This is a genomic window from Devosia sp. T2-14, from assembly GCF_055397495.1.
In genome coordinates, this window is the sequence record NZ_AP027921.1 from 2,874,609 (window position 1) to 2,889,996 (window position 15,388).

Here is a 15,388-nt window from a genome sequence, read left to right on the forward strand (position 1 = left end):
CCCATGTTTGACCCCATCAGTTTCCTCATCAAGCTCGTTATCGGCGTCGTTCTCTCGGCAGTCAGCACGCTTTGGTCGCAAGCAAACAAGGTCGAGCAGCAGAAGAAGACTGGCACGCGCGGCACGTCCCAGGTTGGCGGCAAGGTTCCGCAGTCCTTTCTGGTCGGCACCGTAGGCGATCCGGGCAAGCTCGTGTACCCGCGATCAACGTGGGGCAACAGCGGCGAGGTGCCAAACGCCTACCTGACGACGACCCTCTCGTTTGGTAGTCTGCCCGTAACAGCTATGACCGGCCTGTTTGTTTCAAGCAGCGCCGTGACGCTCAACACAGCAACGGCCGCTGCACAAGGCCATGCCGTGCCCGAATATCAGATCGGCGGCGCAGACCACCTGTGGCATTCGTTTGAGCGCGGCGTTCAGACTAGCGCCAGTTCGTTCCTGATGTCGAAATTTGGCGCCAACCAGGATTACCCATGGACCTCCGATATGGTGGGGCGCGGCGTTCCATACCTCGCTACTACCATGCTTTGGGGTGATGGTGTCTGGGCGTCGGCCACGCCGCCGATTGTCGGCCAGTTCCAAGGCATCGCCCTCTACGACATTCGCAAGGACAGCACGCGCGGGGGTAGTGGCTCGCATCGTTGGACCGGAGATATCCCGACGTCGGCGGAGCAGGCGACATGGGAATTCTCCGACAACAACATGGTCATCGCCTACAACCTGTTGCGCGGCGTTTTTTACAACGGCCAGCGTGTCTGGGGTGGGCGCTGCTCGGCGGCGCAATTGCCATACGGGCCTTGGGCCGATGCCATGGGCGCGTGTGACGTGCCAGTTAGCCTCGTCGGCGGGGGCACTGAAAAGCAGTTCCGTGGCGGACGCAAGATCCACGTCAACGAAGAACCGCGCAACGTCATCAACGAGTTTTTAGTCGGCTGCAATGGGCGCATAGCCTATGCGAGCGATGGCACGGTTTACCCGCTGGTTGGCGTCCCAGCCGTCGCAAATGGGGCTTTCACCGACGCTGACGTGCTGGGCACCGAGCCACTGGGGTCCATCCCACTGCCGCGGCTGGATGAAATCATCAACGGCGCTACCGCAACTTACCGCGAGCCGTCGCAGGCCTGGGAGCCGAAGGAGACTGCGCCTCACTATCGAAGCGATCTTGAGGACGAAGACGATGGGCGGCGACAGACGGAGGGACTGTCTCTCGACACGACTTTCTCCGGCACACAGGCGCAGCGCGTTCTTAAGGCCACGGTGGAGGAAGCACGACGGTTTGGACGCCATGTCGTCGCGCTGCGAGCTCCGTTCGCGCAGTTTCGACCGTTGCAGACGCTGGAGTGGACTTCGGAGCGTTTCGGCTACGAGAGCAAGCTGTTTCTAATCACCGTCCGCACTCGCCCGATCTGGGGCTGGGTCGTGTTCGGCCTACAGGAAATCGACCCGGCCGATCACGCCTGGACGCCGAGCACCGACGAGCGGCCGCTGAGCTTCGCGCCAGTGGTGACCAATCGCCCGGCGCCGCAAGAAGTGTCTGGCCCCTCAGTTGCACCTGTGCCCGGAACGCTGGCCTATGACGTGTTCTGGTCGGCCCCCTCGGTCGCTGTCGACGTGCAATTCGTTCGGGTGTCGCACCAGCGCCCCGACGGCAGCCTGCCGTATACGGTGCTCGTACCCAAGCCAGACCTGCTCACCGGAGCCGCGCGCATTCCGGTCTCGATCGAGCTGAGTGGGCAGGCGATTCAGGTGCAGTTGGAATATCTCCCGCAATCCGGCCGACCCACCGTGGCCAGTACCTGGATGCCGGTCACCATTGCCGATGTGAAGCTGCCGAGCGGCATGATCGATCTATCCAACGTCGCCAAGGACGTTATCGACCAGATGGGTTTCAAACCGCGCGCCCTGATCGAGCAGTTCAAGCAGCTCGGAACGCTGCTCGAAGAAGTCGACCGCGAGAACTACACCAAGCGGGAAACGCTGTTCCGTGAAATCAGCGTCGAGCTGGAAGGGCTGGAAGCCAGCTTCACCGAGATTATCGAGGTAGCTCTCAATCCAGAGGGCGACGGCGCAATGGCGAAGGCCATCCAGTCGCTGTTTGCATCGCAGGGCGGAGGGACTGCCGAGGTCAACGTCAGTTGGCAATCGGTGGCCGCACCAGCGGGATATAGCGCGCGCTACGTAATCCAGCTTCGAGCAGGCGATGGCACGATGCGGACGGCGACGTTGTTCGGCGACGTGCCGCTAGACCCGGCGCAGCCAACGCGCTGGGGCGTTATGGCAGGCCAGTTTGCTTACTTCACGGAGGCGGGAGTTCCTGTTGCGGTGATCGATGAGAATGGCTTTTTCCGTTCAGCCAACGATGCAGTGGTCATCGGCATGTTCGACGGCGACTTCAGCTTCGGACTTTAGTTTCGGGTAGATCATGGCAGTTTTTCGAGGCTTTATCGCCGCTGACATCGTCGCCTGTTATGAAGAGGCTCCGGGCGGCGGCGACATTTTCGACATCAATGCGCCGCGCAATGCCCCGGCGAAGTTCCCTTTCGCGCATCTCGACAAGCTGTCGTGGCATTCTGACTTCTTCCACTATGAGGTCGCGGCTGGCCCGGTCGATGTGCCGGTTAATCATGCTGCCCTGGCCGGGAAAACCACCACCTGGTCGCTTCCGGCCGGCGGCAACTGGATCGGTGTCCCCGCACCGAATTCGATCTCATTCGTCACCCAAGGCGACAGCCGGGAAACCAGCATCGCGATCTTCGCCCACGGGCTCGGCGTTATCCCGAAATTCATCGTGTCACTGAATGGCAGGCGTGTGCCCGACGGCTACATGGTGCAGCTCGCCGGTGGTAATTATCGGCGCGTCTCGGTCTTTGCCGACGAGACACACATCTGGCTGCGCGAGTCGGCGGTCAGCGGCGCTGCCGGGGATCCCTTGCCTGCAGTGACCCTGACTTATCGGGTGATGGTTTTCTCGGCGCGCGGCAAAGACCCCGCGAAGCCGCTTTTTGGCAGAAGTGGCAACGTCGTCAGTATCGCGCGCGGGCTTATCAAGACGACCGAACGCTATCTGCGGCGAACAGGCGCTGGAGACACACCGTTTGCCCTGAACCTGGACAAGACCATGGACATCAGGAACGGCGGCGGCCGCACGGGGAGCGGCGGCATTGCGGTTTCCGAGCCGCGCTACAACGGCACCATGCCGGCGCCCCCCTTTATCTCGGTTGGAGTTGACTGATGGGGGAGGTTTTTGGCCACAACGGGACCATCACTTGTACCGATGGGAGCCGAGTTGTCTGGTCTGACACCCGGCGGCCGGTCATGCTGATGCCCGCGCAGGCGGTCACCCTGAGCAATTTCGAGATCGCGTTTCCAGACTTCGCGAAATCGAACTGCTACGGCTTCTCCTACTACAATGATCCGCAGGGCTTTCTTTACAGCAGCTGCGTGTCGCTGATCAGCCTTGACCCGCAGGAATGGGATAGCGGTCTCAGCCACGTCTGCGACCTTCCCGCCGGCACGAACTACTTTGAAACCGAACTCACGATGACGCGCATCGGCACCCCGTCGACTTACCTCGATACGCCGATCCCCGACGTTTTCGGGAGCGGCAAGAGGCATATGCCGGACGGCAATGCAGCGATTGTTGAGGCCATTGGGCCGCTGATCCGCATGTTTGCCTTTGAGCGCAGCGGCAATGCCGTCTATCTGCGCCGCAAGCAGTCTGTAACCGATGCCGGAAGCCGCGTCGGCTGGAACAGCGGCAACAATAATGACGGGGCAATGGGCGGCTATCGCGCTGGCTGGACCTATGGCGGCGATCCCAAGGCCTGGCCCGCGTACCGAATTGATAGCCGCAATTCCGGTGGCATCGACAAGCGCCGTGGCAGCGGAAACCAGTGTTCCTTAGTCGATCCAACCAACTACGCCTCCACCTGGCGCGGGAGCGTGACCTTCACCCCCGGCTACATCAAGCTCTAGGAAACCATCCATGAACCTCCCAACCTGGTACTCCAGCGGCCTCGTGTCGGTGGAGGGCGGCGGCACGACTGTGTCCGGCACTGGCTCGCTTTGGGGCTCGGGCGGGACCGACGACAACATCATGGTCGGCGACCTGTTTTGCGTGCCGTCTCAGCCGCTGGTTCCTGCCGTCCCGATCGCCGCCGTCACAGCCAATGGTGAGCTAGAACTACTGTGGCCGTGGCCCGGCACCAATGTTGCGACCGAGCCCTACATCATCCGCTATGTCGGCATTATCGAGCGCTCGACCCGGGCCAACCGCATGGCGCTGGAGCGCATGGGTGAGGTCAGTGCCTTCTTCGATGTGCAGGTTGACGACACTCCAGCCAGGCTAGCGCTGGAGACCGTGGGCCACCCGCTTCGCGCCGGCTATCGCGTCCTCGTTTCCAATATCGGGGATGGTACGGCGGCGATCTATTCCAAGGCGTCGGGTACCTATGACGATTGGACCGCCCCGGCGCCGTATTCCGGACCAAAGGGACAGAAGGGCTGGTCCCCACAGATCGTCTATGTGGCCGACGGCGCCCGACGCGTCGCTCGCCTTGGTGGATATGTCGGCGGCGAAGGCTCTGCGCCAACGGCCAATGTCGGCGACTACCTAAATGCCGATGGCACTTGGACCACCGACATTGCCGAGGCAGCGGAAATGCGCGGGCCGCCAGGGCAAAACGGTACGGGAACCGGCAATGTTAACGGCCCAGCGTCGGCGACGGCCGGCAGGCTTGTCATCATGGATGACAACACTGGCAAACTTATTCATGACACCACTGGTTTGTCCGCGGTGCGCCAGTCTTTGGCGCGCGCGGATTTGGGCGTGGGGTTGGTCGCAGGCCGGCGCAACAAGATCGACAATGGCCGGTTCAATATCTGGCAGCGTGGTGTGGCTGTTCTCGTTGGCGCTGGGTTGGGTGGCCATACTGCTGACCGCTGGTATGTGAACTTGCAGTCCGGAATTTCCTGCACCGCGAACAAGCTGAATTCCCCTGCCGGTGCGGCATACGGCCGGCATTACGCGGGGTTTTCATTCACTGGCACGGGCATTGCAGGCTCGAATGTCAGGCAGAATATCGAGGGCGTGGATACGCTAGCGGGGAAGCTGGTCACCGCATCGTTTGTTATTTCGGATACCGTGCCACAGAACTTTACCCTGGCCGTTCAGCAGAGTTTTGGTACTGGCGGCTCCCCTTCGGCAACCGTTTACACCCCGATCCAGACCTTTGCTGTGTCATCCACTTTCGGAGGCATGACGCAAATCGTCTTCACGGTGCCGAGCATCGCTGGGAAAATTTTCGGCACCAACGGCGATGACCGGCTAGAGCTGATTTTCATTAGCGGCGCAGCCAATGCGCATACGATGTATCTGGCCAACGTATCGCTGGTCGAGGGTGACGCATCCAATGAGGGTGACCCGTCGTCGCCTATTCATCCTAGCCTAGAGGAACTGATCTGCGAGCGGTTCTATGAGACCGCCACCGAGTACAGCGATGGCGGTGTCAGCGCTACAGGCGTGCGGGGTTTCACCGTCCATTTCAGGACGGCCAAGCGTAGCATTCCAACGCTAGCTCACAACGGAGCTGCCACCACTTTCCTAGACTCCCCCACCAAGGTCAGCTTCAGGTTTTATACGACGGTCAACGCACCCAATGGCTACACATGGACAGCGAGCTCGGATCTAATATGACAACGGAAACCTACGGGCCCACTCTGCCGCCAGCTGCCTACACGCGAAAAAGAGTGATCGAGGGCGTGCGCCGTACCGAGTTCGGGTCAATCATCGCCGCCATTGATGGCCTTGAGTTTACTGTCCCGGAAGACATGGGGAACGCTGACCGGTTCGCAGTCTGGGACCAATGGGAAATGGCCCCAGCCGAACCGGGCACGCCTGACGAGGACCGAGTGCGCGTCAGAACCATCCCGCCTTACGAGCCGCCGCCACCAAATCCTTTTCCCAATCTTGAGCCCGATCAGTTCTGGTTCGTGGTGCGGGCGGCAGGCCATGAAGCGGAGCTGCGCGCCTGGGTGGCTGCGATGAACGATCCGGGCACAGTGGAAGGGCCGAACCCGACCTATGATCCCCTGATGTGGGCGGCAGCCTCGGCCAAACTGGACTTCGCCAAGTTCTTCGAGCGCGATCACCCGCTGGTCGACGCGGCCCGCGTGGCCCTCGGCATGAGCGAGACAGAACTGGACGACCTCTGGCGCTACGCGGCGGCCTAGCCCGGCCAGTTGTGGCCCTTATCGTGCTTCTCAAACGGCACGTATTGGGTGTGCCCGGTGATCTTCTGGCCCCAGACGTCGATAGTCACCTGATCCCCATCCGGTGATACGCGCGTAACCTTGGCCCTGATGATCAGGGTGTCATCGTCGCGCGCTTCGATTTTCTTTCCCGGCATTTGTCCCTCCTGCGTGGACAAAAAAAGCCCCACACGAATGCGGGGCGAAGTAACCGATGTCGAAGGTGCGGTGCCTGGGAAAGGTTACCACGCACACCGAACGTCGCTGTTTACTTTAAGTTCCCGAGCATCGAGAAACTGCGCAGCCCCACGGCCCTCACCTGTCATCGGACCATTCCTAAACAGGTCGTGAAACTGCGCATGGGGAGAGTAAAGTCTCCGGGGAATTTGTACATCGTAGAATGGCGGGATCGCCACCGGACATCGGTAGCGAAGAAAAAGCCCCGCACGGGGCGGGGCAAGTATTGGACGTCGAAGGTCATAGCGCCCCAGCAGGCGCTACACCAAGCGAACGTGTTTGCTGACTTTTGGTTCCTGCATCTTGGTCCGATATCCTCGCACGCGTTCGGCCAGGCGGCCCTGCCGTTCCAGCATGCCGATCAAGACGGCCCTGACGGTCTGCTCGACAGGGACGTGACCGTGTGGAAGGCGCAGGTTCTTGCCATTGATGTTGGCGTGGATCACGCCGTTTTCGATGAAGTAGGTTGCCTTGTGCTCTTCGCCCTCATGCGTGACGGCAACTTCAAGGACCACATTCTCGGTAAACATGCATAACTCCATGCGATCGATCGCTCCTACGGGACGCCGACGAATACGCCGGAATGCAGCAAGATGGGCGTTCCCGCAGGGACAGCTGGTTCAATAGAGCGATTTTAGCGCGACGCCTGGCGAGAGTCGACCGGCTAGCTGCACCTGCCTCGGCGGATTTTCCATTGCCCCCTCCCGCTTCGCCGGGGGTCACGACCACCCATAACAAGAGGTTCAACATGAACGCTGCGTTCTTCAACGCCGTGCGCTCGTCGCTGTTCGGCGGCAAGCTGGCTCAGGCTCAGGTGACAGGCATCAACGCCATCCTCGACGCCTGGGCCCGCTATGGCGACGGCAATCTCCAGCGGCTGGCCTATGTTCTGGCCACGCCCATCGTCGAGACAGGCGGGCGTTACGAGGCCATCTACGAGCAGGGTTCGAAGTCGTATTTCGACAAATACGAGCCCGGCACCAAGATCGGCAAGCGGCTGGGCAACACGCTCCACGGTGACGGCTATCGATATCGGGGCCGGGGGCTGGTGCAGATCACCGGCCGCGCGAACTATGCTCGCGTTGGGCGGGAGTTCGGCATCGACCTGCTGGGCAATCCAGACTTGGCCCTCGGCCTCGAGCTGGCCGCGCGTATCCTTGTGGTGGGCACGCTGCAGGGCTGGTTCACTGGTAAGGGGCTGTCGGACTACATCGATGATGTGGATGACCCCGACGATGCCGACCTCAAGGAATTTGTGCAGGCCCGGCGCACCGTCAATGGCACCGACAAAGCCACAGCGATCGCCGAGCACGCCTTGGCGTTCGAGAAAGCCCTGAAGGCCGGTGGCTATCGCGCAGCAGTTCCTGTGGGGCCAGCGCCGCAGGCTCCGCCGCCCGCCAAGGGCAAGTCCGGCCGGCCGTGGCCAATCATCATCACAATCGCTTTCGGGGTCGCTGCGGCGGCCCTTTTCTTTGTCCGGTTCTAGGAGGACCACATCATGCTGACTTCGATCTTTGTTGCCGTCGCGCAGAACGTGCTGCTCGGCTGGCTCTGGCGCCGGCTGCAGGAGCTGGTGGCCTGGACCGCCGGGCTTGCGCCGCTGTTTCTCTCGCTTCCGCCGGAGCATCAGGCGCTCATCGTGGCCGTGTTGCAGGGGCAGGGCGGTGGCTACTCTATTTCGGCCTATGCCGGTCTCGCGATGTTTCTGTGGTCACAGTGGCAGTCCTTCCGCGCCACCGTGCGGCCGCAGGTGGTCACCACCGAGGGGAGGAAGCTGCCGCTGACCACGGTTGGCTCCAAGGAGGCCGAGGCCATCGCCAAGCTGGCGCCCAAGCGCCAGACCCTTTGGGAACGCCTTACCGCGCGCTAACTGCGGGCGGCTCCGGCCGCTCGCATCTCAATTACATCACCATCAAATAGAGCAGGGCGCTCATGCATAGAGATATCAGCACCATCGCGGGGGCCACTACCGGAACCGCTGGACTTACCTTCCCGTGGTGGGGGCAATTGCTCGATGCGGCCACAGCGGCCAATCAACTGGTGGTCGGCTTGCTCGGTATGGTGGTTCTGATCCTTACCGTCCGAAAGCTATGGCTGGAAAATCAAGTGGCCAGCAGGAAGCTCAAGGACATGAACCGAGAATAGGTCGGCCGCACGCTATCGCCGGCGTCCTCGGCATCTCTGGCCGTAGCCTCGTGATCTGGGTCAGCCTGGTCAGCAAGGGTCCGCTGGCCCTATAGGACCGGCTGCGGGGGAAGGGGGCGAATACGAGGTCGTGAGCGCCGCCATCATAGGCGTGCAACAAAAAGCCCCGGTGACGAGCCGGGGTAAGAGTTAAACATGGGCCGAAGGGCCGACGGCCCACTGACTTTGGATAGTCGATAAACGCTGATCGGGAATTCTGGTTCCCAGCAAAAAGCTCGCCGGTTAGGGCGAACCAGTGCAGGTGCTCCAGGCATTCATCGGGAAGGGACGCGTTCCGCTAGCGCGGTCCAAGTAGGACGATCAGCGTGGCTTTTTCGGCGAGCGCACCACCTTATTTCCGTCGTTCAGGTAAGTATTGGGCCCTATGTCCGGCCCCTTGCGCGGCTTGACCCCACCGGGGCTCGGAATCTTGTCATAGTCTTCCTCAGTGGCAGGATGCGGGTCGAAGACGTCATTCTCGGTCGAAGTGCCTTCGCCTGTCGGTAAACCATCTCGCGACATCGTATCCTCCATGAACAAGACAGTGCGTCGAGCTCAATGCGCGGCAAAGCTCATGGTTGCTGTTGATGATGCGGATCACAATTCGCAACCATCAACACGTGAACCCGTTCCTCAACCGCTTTTACAAACGGAGAAGAAACATGAAGAACGCCCTCGTGATTACGGCCGCTGCAGCTTTTCTGACCTCGGTCATGGTTCCTGCCTTTGCTCAGGATGCAGGTGCGGGTGCCGGCGCTGGTGTCACTGTTGAGACCCCCGCTGTGGGTGCCAAGGTTGGCGCCGACGTAAAGGCTAATGCCAATGCCGGCGGCGTGGCCGACCAGACTTATGGCTCGGTGGTATCGTCTGTCGCAGGCTCTGCAGACGTGGATCTGTCCACCGTGGCCGAGGACGCCAATATCACCATCGTGCTGCTCTCGTCGTTGCAGGGCAATGCCGCCACCGAAGCTGCAGCACTCGACGAGGCGCTGACAGCTAACGCGGAAGCAGTGACTAAGCTGCATACCAATATCGCTGCCAATGCAGCCATCAAGGCGAAGCTCGAGGCGGATGGTCATACCCCCGACGATGTCGTCGCGGTGAAGAGCAATGCTGATGGCTCGATCATCGTGTATGTCGACGACCGCGCATAAGTCTAAAACAGGGCTCAGAACCATCCGGTCTGGGCCCTGATAACTCACAATAGCTAGGTCAACATCGCCCGCCTCTGGGTTAGCGTGCGGTCGTGAGCAGGGAGATCGCGCCCATGAGAGCTTTTGTGATAATCGCCGCCGTCCTACTCCCCTTAGGCACGACCGCTGCCAGCGCGCAGCAGGTCAACTGGGGACAGGAGGTGAAATCCTGCAACCAGTCCGACTGCTATCCCGGTGGAACCTCGCGCGGCGAATATGTTCGCGGCCAGGCACGGGACGTCGATGGGCCAGGCTATGCGTCGGAAATTCACTCCTTGGCCAATCCTGGCAAAGCTGAGCCGAAGGGCAAAAAGTTCCAGTAGGAAACCTTCGCACTGCCGGACAACAAAAAAGCCCCGCGTGGGGCGGAGCTAGTGTTCGATGCTCGTAGCGCTAGGGGGACGCCACGACTCAATAACGGCGCACCCATCCACAGGTTCCCAACGGGTCAATCCTCTTCGCGGCCGTTCGCTTAAGGCGTTGCGCGGGTGGGATAAGGGCTCGGCTGCCATTTCGTTGGCCGAGAACCTTCCGTTGTCCGCCGCGTTGTTCTTGGAGTTGGAAAGACTGGGAGATTCGCTATGCCCGCCAAATCAGCTGCGCAACAAAAAGCCGCCGGCGCTGCATTATCAGCAAAGCGCGGCGATACGCCCAAACGAGATCTCAAGGGGGCGTCCAAATCGATGATGTCGATGAGCGAAGAAGAGCTGAAAAAAATGGCGTCGACGAAACGCAAAGGCAAACCCGAGCATGTTGCTAAGCACTAAGTCCGCAGCTTGACGCCAACCTGGCAGGAGACGGGTCCATCGGGATGCTCATGAGTGCTCCGGGCGGCCGCAGGGTCGGCCGGAGGCAAAGCGCCAAGCGGTGGCCGCCAGAGAGCGGGGCACCGCTAGGGGTTTGGTCGCAGCGCCCCGCCCGTAGCGCTGTCCAGCAGGCGCCACGGCGTCCCTAACGTTGATTTCGCGTCAGCGGTTCCAGCGTGTGAATATGGGGCTATCTTTTGCGTCTTCCCGCCATTTCCAAGATGCGCGCCTCCAATAAAGCGCGCGTTTTGATCATATGGATTGGTGGTACACGCGGTCGCGACTGCCTGCCCGGCAAGGCACGCATATAGTACCCCGTGCTCAACGAAATAGATGGCCGAATAGACCTGCCCCTCTCTTTCGATGGCGACGGTATCAACCTTGCTTTTGTTCAGCATGGGCTCCTCCAATAATGCCGCTCAAAATCCAACGATGATGTACTTCACCGATCGTACGTTTCGATTTTTCGGCGGCGGAGGACCTGTCTCCGTGGGGCTCCTCACCGGTACCGAAAAGGTCCCGGCCCGCGAGCCGGGGCAGTTTGGACACGATTAGAGCCAACATCAGAAGGCTCTAAGGATGTCGGATCCGAGTAACGCTGATAGAATGGATCGGTTCCGGCAAACTCCGGACGGTTGGGCGCGGGTAAAAGGGTGGGGCCGTCGCTTTGAATTTGATGGTGAGCGAACTGCTTTGAAGCCTTAACACGGGTCGAGCGCCGTCTTGTCACGGACGGCGCTCGTTCTTGGCAGTGCTACGATGCTGGGAATGCAGGTGAGCGCCGCCAACTCCGGGAGGAGATCGACCGAGGATCACTCCCCGTAAAACATCGGATACAGCCGGTTGGCCAGAGGCAGAACCGCTTGGGCATGCGGCATGCCGCTTTCCCGTGCCTGCTGCGCTTCAGCAATAACCAATACCATATCCGCGCGCCCTTGCGCCTTCTGCTCGTCGGTCAGCGCGGATGCTTCGAGCGCAGCAACCGCATCGCGGAATACAGCATCGAACTCGTCCTGCGGAATGGTTGCCATGTAGCCCGTCACCACCTCGTCGAAGACCACCGACCAAGTCGCCTGGTTGAACCCTGCCGCGGTGATGTGGCCATTGTAGTCGGCCTCGAAAAACACGTCGCCCCCGCCGTGATAAACCTCCTCGCCGCTTTCATCGATAATGGTTTCCATCAGCCTCACTACCGTATCGGCGGTTTGCAGGTCGACCGCCAGGACTGGTCCGGCGATAGCGGCCAGCACCCCGGCAATGGTCAGTTGTTTGAAAAGAGTCATCGTTCAATCCTAGAAAGTGTATTTGAGCCCGATCGATCCGGAGATCGATGGATCGCGGCCATTGGTTGCGGCATGCATCGAGCCTGACAGCGCCAGGTTGTCGGCAATCTGGTGGTCCAGTTCGATCCCGGCGCGCAGCCAGGTCGCGCTGCGCATGCCCCCGCCCAGGCTGAAATCGAACAGACCGACGACATTGCCTTTGGCAGCCGGCGCGTCGCCGCTGCGATGGACGACTTCGAAACTGGTGGTCAGCGCGGTCTGGGTCGAAAATTCGGTAACCGCCGTCACGCCCAGCCGCATCTCGGCCATGCCGAGCGTCTGCGCATCGAAATGCGCGGGGAACGGCCCGCCGGTCTCGGTGAAGGCAGCGATATTTTGCCGCCCGAACGCCACTGACGCCCAGGGATTGATCGTCGTATTGCCGATCTGCGCCGCTGCCAGCCAATCCGCCCGCAGCCTGATCACGCCCGAACCCACGCTGGTCCTGCCATCCGAATAGGCCGTGGCCGCACCATTGCCGTAGCCGCGATGCAGGTCGGCCTGCCAGCCGCCCAGCATGCCGGTAAGCGACAGCAGCAGCGGCGTGCCATCGGGCTGCCAGTCCACCTCGCCGATCACATATTGCCCGTTGAGCCGGCTCGATCCGCCCAGTGCCAGCGATTGCCACGAATGACTGGTGCCCACGCCCAGCCCCGCCTTGATGCTGCCACCCAGCAGGTCGATGCAGGCGCCGGCTTCGGCCAGTCCCAGCCCCGTGCCGCTTTCCCCATGCAGGGCGAAATCGCCGGTGGCCCACATGCAATGGCCATCCTCCAGCCGTCCCTGCTGCATCAGCGGGCGGTGATGCGCCCCGTTCATTGGCAGCCAAGTCAGGAATTCGCCGGCGCTGGCAATCTGCGCCGCCGAGAACAGCGAGCGCTGGTATTCTTCGAGATCCATCAGGCCGCCCGGTGCATCACTAGTCACGCGCGCGATGAAGGCTCCTGACGATGAGGCCGTTTTCATAAGGCCGGCAACAACCCGTCCATCGTCGGAAACTGCGGTAGCGTCACGCAGCACCTGGCCGTCCGCCAGCGAAACGCCGTGCCGCGCCAGCCAGTCATGCATGGCCTCCATCCCGGTTTCTTCAGTCCAGCGGAAGGCCAGCCTGTCATCTACCTCTTCGCTCGCTTCGGCTCCCGCATTGCTCCAACCCACGATATAAGCGCCATCGCGCGATACTGCCTTGGACTCGCTTTCCGCATCGGAGCGCGAGGGCACCAGCGTACCCAAATCGTACATCTGTGTATTCGCTGCCACGCCACCCGTGGCTCCTTCTACCCAGCGAAACGCCCGATCGATTCCATCCGCATCCGCAGCGGAGCCGACAACGATCCGCCCATCCGCGGAAATATCGAGCGCGGCGGAGGTGCCGGTGTCGCTCCCTGTGAACGAGCCGAGATCGAGCGGAAGCGTGGTGGCCGGATCGCCAGCTTCGAGCCCCGACAGATCCCAGCGCACCGCCCGCGAAGCGGTCGCGTTCCCATCACTATAGCCGGCGGCATAGCGGCCATTGTCCGAAATGGTCATAGCAGCCCAGTGACTGGCGTCGTCGAGCCCGTCGAGCCGGTACATTTCCTCATTACCCACCTCGCCGGTGGTGGCATCCTTGATCCAGGCCCAGGCACGGGTCATGCCCGGCCTTGCATAGGAGCCGACCACCCGCGTTCCGACGCCAGAAACATCCCGCGCTGCCATATGTGCATTGGGGATGTCGGGGTAGAGCAGGCCCAGGTCGACCGCCAGGCCATTGGGCGCGTCCCACAGGAAGGCCCGGTTATAGCCGGGCAGGTTCTGCGAATATCCCACTACCCAGCGGGCATCCCCGCTCATGCCGTAGATGCGCGACGTACCGGTCCCGAAGCCGGGCAAGCTCGTCACGCCGCCGGGCTCCTGGTAGTAGCCGGTACTGATGCGGTTGATCGAGTCCCAGACATTGCCGACGAAAATGCTGCCATCGGCGCTAAGCGCCGGAATGTCGTAATACTCATAGCCCAGGTCCGGCCGCGAGGGATCGAGGATTTCGCCGGCAGCTTCCGCCTTGGGCAGTGTGACGATGGCCGTCGTGCTCAGCAACATTGCCATGCCCGTCAACCGCCATACCCCGCGCCGGCGTGAAGCTGTGCCGAATGATCGTGTTGCCATGTCCCTCTCCTAAAACGCAAATCGGCCCACCAACGGGCAGGAATTGCGAACTAGGAGGCGGGAGCCAAAGGTTCAACGCTTGCGCCCTTGGCGCATATTCATTGCCATCTCGCATAAGCCCCAAGCGCCATGGGGAACGGCGCCCGACAGGTTAGTCGATGGCACGCGTTCTATAGGCTCCCGGCGACACGCCAAAGCGGCGACGAAAGGCGGTGACAAAATTGGTTACGTGGCCATAGCCTAGCTCCCAGGCTAACTGCTTGAGCGAGAGCGGTGTGCCTCTCTCCAGTGCTGCTCGCGCCGCATCGAGCCTTGCATCACGCAAATAGTTGAACACCGTCGCGCCGTAGATGGTGCGGAAGCCGCGATTGAGCCGCTTCGGCGTCATTCCAACGGCAGAGGCCAATGTATCTAAGCAAGGGGGATTGCGCAGGTTCTCTAGCAGATGGTCGCGCGCGCGGCGCACCCGAGCCAATTCATTTGATGTCAGCGAGCTGTGATCATCGTCCGCCTCGAGTTGACCGAGTAGATGCGCCAGCAACTCGAGCACTTTGGCCTGCCGGTACAGGACACGCATCGATCCTTCATATGGCATGCGGAGAAGCGTGTTGCTGACTGCCCGTAATGGTCCTGAAACAGTGGCCAAGGCGGACACATCGTCCACCCGACCTTCGAGGACGTCTCGAACGACGCCCGGTAAAATGCCGTCGCTGCCCAGTAAGTCGATTGCTTCAGTTTCGATCCGCAGCGCCACAGTTCGCCACCCATCGTCGGCCGAGATGTCGTACTGCACGCGCCGCTTTGTGGGCGATAGCACGTAGGTCCGGCCGTCCTCTCGCCAGGTTTGCTCGTCGCAACCTTGCAGCGCCATAACGCCGCGTCCCGCTAGCATGCTGCCAAGGATGATACGTCCCCGAGTGCCGGTGCCGGCTTCCACCTCCATGTTGAACCGGCTGCGCCCTGTCGCCTCGCCGCGATAAAGCCAAATGCCGGGAAACACTGGTGTTTCCTCTAAATATGCACGTACCTGCCCACGACGAAAGTCCGCACGTTGGCGCTGGTCAAAATTGTGCGCCCACTCGCAATGACCACTGGAAAACAACCAGTTCTGCATCAGCCCCCCCGAAGAACTAGGACGGCACAGTGAAAACACCACTTTAACATCAATGCTACCCCCTGCCTGATCATACTGGATGTTCTGTATTTCGCTCTTACAGTGGCCAAGCTGCTTCGGCCGTTCTGAGATGTAGAT

At 61.2% G+C, this 15,388-nt stretch carries 18 protein-coding genes; 11 read left to right on the forward strand and 7 right to left on the reverse strand.

All coding sequences use genetic code 11. The features are described 5' to 3' along the window. The first annotated feature begins 3 nt into the window (after positions 1–3). The 5 genes from ACZ5WT_RS14140 (at position 4) to ACZ5WT_RS14160 (ending at position 6,231) form a co-directional block, all read left to right on the forward strand. A complete protein-coding gene (locus tag ACZ5WT_RS14140) occupies positions 4–2,409 on the forward strand; it encodes a hypothetical protein (RefSeq protein ID WP_464284428.1) in 2,406 nt (801 codons plus the stop codon). 13 nt (positions 2,410–2,422) lie between these two features. After that, on the forward strand, positions 2,423–3,232 hold the full coding sequence (locus ACZ5WT_RS14145; RefSeq protein ID WP_464284429.1) for a hypothetical protein: 810 nt from the start codon (positions 2,423–2,425) through the stop codon (positions 3,230–3,232). Between the two features lie 83 nt (positions 3,233–3,315). Continuing rightward, the gene (locus tag ACZ5WT_RS14150) at positions 3,316–3,975 is read left to right on the forward strand and encodes a hypothetical protein (RefSeq protein ID WP_464284430.1); all 660 of its coding nucleotides are present in this window, start codon (positions 3,316–3,318) and stop codon (positions 3,973–3,975) included. A 10-nt stretch (positions 3,976–3,985) separates the two neighbouring features. Continuing rightward, positions 3,986–5,695, forward strand: coding sequence for a hypothetical protein (locus ACZ5WT_RS14155; protein WP_464283842.1), 1,710 nt, complete (start codon positions 3,986–3,988; stop codon positions 5,693–5,695). After that, positions 5,692–6,231: a hypothetical protein gene (locus ACZ5WT_RS14160; RefSeq protein ID WP_464283843.1), complete on the forward strand. Its 540-nt coding sequence runs from the start codon at positions 5,692–5,694 to the stop codon at positions 6,229–6,231. Before ACZ5WT_RS14155 ends, ACZ5WT_RS14160 begins: the two co-directional genes overlap by 4 nt. On the opposite strand, the gene ACZ5WT_RS14165 is transcribed toward ACZ5WT_RS14160, so the two are convergent. Continuing rightward, positions 6,228–6,407, reverse strand: a complete 180-nt coding sequence (locus ACZ5WT_RS14165; RefSeq protein WP_464283844.1) for a hypothetical protein — start codon at positions 6,405–6,407, stop codon at positions 6,228–6,230. The genes ACZ5WT_RS14160 and ACZ5WT_RS14165 overlap by 4 nt on opposite strands. Before the next feature lie 339 nt (positions 6,408–6,746). Further along, positions 6,747–7,016, reverse strand: coding sequence for a hypothetical protein (locus ACZ5WT_RS14170; protein ID WP_464284431.1), 270 nt, complete (start codon positions 7,014–7,016; stop codon positions 6,747–6,749). A 218-nt stretch (positions 7,017–7,234) separates the two neighbouring features. On the opposite strand from ACZ5WT_RS14170, the gene ACZ5WT_RS14175 reads away from it, so the two are divergent. The 3 genes from ACZ5WT_RS14175 to ACZ5WT_RS14185 all read left to right on the forward strand — a co-directional run bounded on the left by ACZ5WT_RS14175 (position 7,235) and on the right by ACZ5WT_RS14185 (position 8,631). Continuing rightward, positions 7,235–7,972: a glycoside hydrolase family 19 protein gene (locus tag ACZ5WT_RS14175; protein WP_464284432.1), complete on the forward strand. Its 738-nt coding sequence runs from the start codon at positions 7,235–7,237 to the stop codon at positions 7,970–7,972. A gap of 12 nt (positions 7,973–7,984) precedes the next feature. Next, positions 7,985–8,356, forward strand: coding sequence for a hypothetical protein (locus ACZ5WT_RS14180; protein WP_464284433.1), 372 nt, complete (start codon positions 7,985–7,987; stop codon positions 8,354–8,356). A gap of 62 nt (positions 8,357–8,418) precedes the next feature. After that, the gene (locus ACZ5WT_RS14185) at positions 8,419–8,631 is read left to right on the forward strand and encodes a hypothetical protein (RefSeq protein ID WP_464284434.1); all 213 of its coding nucleotides are present in this window, start codon (positions 8,419–8,421) and stop codon (positions 8,629–8,631) included. Positions 8,632–8,991: 360 nt separating this feature from the next. Here ACZ5WT_RS14185 and ACZ5WT_RS14190 read toward each other — a convergent pair whose 3' ends face one another. Continuing rightward, positions 8,992–9,192: a hypothetical protein gene (locus ACZ5WT_RS14190; protein ID WP_464284435.1), complete on the reverse strand. Its 201-nt coding sequence runs from the start codon at positions 9,190–9,192 to the stop codon at positions 8,992–8,994. A gap of 140 nt (positions 9,193–9,332) precedes the next feature. Between ACZ5WT_RS14190 and ACZ5WT_RS14195 the strand changes: the two genes are divergently transcribed. The 3 genes from ACZ5WT_RS14195 (at position 9,333) to ACZ5WT_RS14205 (ending at position 10,630) form a co-directional block, all read left to right on the forward strand. After that, on the forward strand, positions 9,333–9,824 hold the full coding sequence (locus ACZ5WT_RS14195) for a hypothetical protein (RefSeq protein ID WP_464284436.1): 492 nt from the start codon (positions 9,333–9,335) through the stop codon (positions 9,822–9,824). Between the two features lie 113 nt (positions 9,825–9,937). Continuing rightward, entirely contained in the window at positions 9,938–10,186 is a 249-nt protein-coding gene (locus ACZ5WT_RS14200) for a hypothetical protein (RefSeq protein ID WP_464284437.1), read from the forward strand. A 258-nt stretch (positions 10,187–10,444) separates the two neighbouring features. After that, positions 10,445–10,630: a DUF3008 family protein gene (locus tag ACZ5WT_RS14205; RefSeq protein WP_464284438.1), complete on the forward strand. Its 186-nt coding sequence runs from the start codon at positions 10,445–10,447 to the stop codon at positions 10,628–10,630. Between the two features lie 125 nt (positions 10,631–10,755). On the opposite strand, the gene ACZ5WT_RS14210 is transcribed toward ACZ5WT_RS14205, so the two are convergent. The 4 genes from ACZ5WT_RS14210 to ACZ5WT_RS14225 form a co-directional block, all read right to left on the reverse strand. Next, a complete protein-coding gene (locus ACZ5WT_RS14210; protein ID WP_464284439.1) occupies positions 10,756–11,067 on the reverse strand; it encodes a hypothetical protein in 312 nt (103 codons plus the stop codon). 414 nt (positions 11,068–11,481) lie between these two features. Further along, entirely contained in the window at positions 11,482–11,952 is a 471-nt protein-coding gene (locus ACZ5WT_RS14215; protein WP_464284440.1) for a hypothetical protein, read from the reverse strand. 9 nt (positions 11,953–11,961) lie between these two features. Then, positions 11,962–14,136 carry an autotransporter domain-containing protein gene (locus ACZ5WT_RS14220; RefSeq protein ID WP_464284441.1) on the reverse strand — a complete coding sequence of 725 codons (2,175 nt, stop codon included), beginning with the start codon at positions 14,134–14,136 and terminating at the stop codon, positions 11,962–11,964. Positions 14,137–14,287: 151 nt separating this feature from the next. Next, the gene (locus ACZ5WT_RS14225; protein WP_464284442.1) at positions 14,288–15,250 is read right to left on the reverse strand and encodes an AraC family transcriptional regulator; all 963 of its coding nucleotides are present in this window, start codon (positions 15,248–15,250) and stop codon (positions 14,288–14,290) included. Positions 15,251–15,388: the final 138 nt, after the last annotated feature.

Bases quoted from the DNA above. Each gene is read 5' to 3' on its own strand.
- ACZ5WT_RS14140 (WP_464284428.1), top strand. From the start codon at position 4: ATGTTTGACCCCATCAGTTTCCTCATCAAGCTCGTTATCGGCGTCGTT.
- ACZ5WT_RS14160 (WP_464283843.1), top strand. From the start codon at position 5,692: ATGACAACGGAAACCTACGGGCCCACTCTGCCGCCAGCTGCCTACACG.
- ACZ5WT_RS14195 (WP_464284436.1), top strand. From the start codon at position 9,333: ATGAAGAACGCCCTCGTGATTACGGCCGCTGCAGCTTTTCTGACCTCG.
- ACZ5WT_RS14200 (WP_464284437.1), top strand. From the start codon at position 9,938: ATGAGAGCTTTTGTGATAATCGCCGCCGTCCTACTCCCCTTAGGCACG.
- ACZ5WT_RS14165 (WP_464283844.1), bottom strand. From the start codon at position 6,407: ATGCCGGGAAAGAAAATCGAAGCGCGCGACGATGACACCCTGATCATC.
- ACZ5WT_RS14205 (WP_464284438.1), top strand. From the start codon at position 10,445: ATGCCCGCCAAATCAGCTGCGCAACAAAAAGCCGCCGGCGCTGCATTA.
- ACZ5WT_RS14190 (WP_464284435.1), bottom strand. From the start codon at position 9,192: ATGTCGCGAGATGGTTTACCGACAGGCGAAGGCACTTCGACCGAGAAT.
- ACZ5WT_RS14220 (WP_464284441.1), bottom strand. From the start codon at position 14,136: ATGGCAACACGATCATTCGGCACAGCTTCACGCCGGCGCGGGGTATGG.
- ACZ5WT_RS14170 (WP_464284431.1), bottom strand. From the start codon at position 7,016: ATGTTTACCGAGAATGTGGTCCTTGAAGTTGCCGTCACGCATGAGGGC.
- ACZ5WT_RS14210 (WP_464284439.1), bottom strand. From the start codon at position 11,067: ATGCTGAACAAAAGCAAGGTTGATACCGTCGCCATCGAAAGAGAGGGG.
- ACZ5WT_RS14215 (WP_464284440.1), bottom strand. From the start codon at position 11,952: ATGACTCTTTTCAAACAACTGACCATTGCCGGGGTGCTGGCCGCTATC.
- ACZ5WT_RS14150 (WP_464284430.1), top strand. From the start codon at position 3,316: ATGCTGATGCCCGCGCAGGCGGTCACCCTGAGCAATTTCGAGATCGCG.
- ACZ5WT_RS14180 (WP_464284433.1), top strand. From the start codon at position 7,985: ATGCTGACTTCGATCTTTGTTGCCGTCGCGCAGAACGTGCTGCTCGGC.
- ACZ5WT_RS14175 (WP_464284432.1), top strand. From the start codon at position 7,235: ATGAACGCTGCGTTCTTCAACGCCGTGCGCTCGTCGCTGTTCGGCGGC.
- ACZ5WT_RS14155 (WP_464283842.1), top strand. From the start codon at position 3,986: ATGAACCTCCCAACCTGGTACTCCAGCGGCCTCGTGTCGGTGGAGGGC.
- ACZ5WT_RS14145 (WP_464284429.1), top strand. From the start codon at position 2,423: ATGGCAGTTTTTCGAGGCTTTATCGCCGCTGACATCGTCGCCTGTTAT.
- ACZ5WT_RS14185 (WP_464284434.1), top strand. From the start codon at position 8,419: ATGCATAGAGATATCAGCACCATCGCGGGGGCCACTACCGGAACCGCT.
- ACZ5WT_RS14225 (WP_464284442.1), bottom strand. From the start codon at position 15,250: ATGCAGAACTGGTTGTTTTCCAGTGGTCATTGCGAGTGGGCGCACAAT.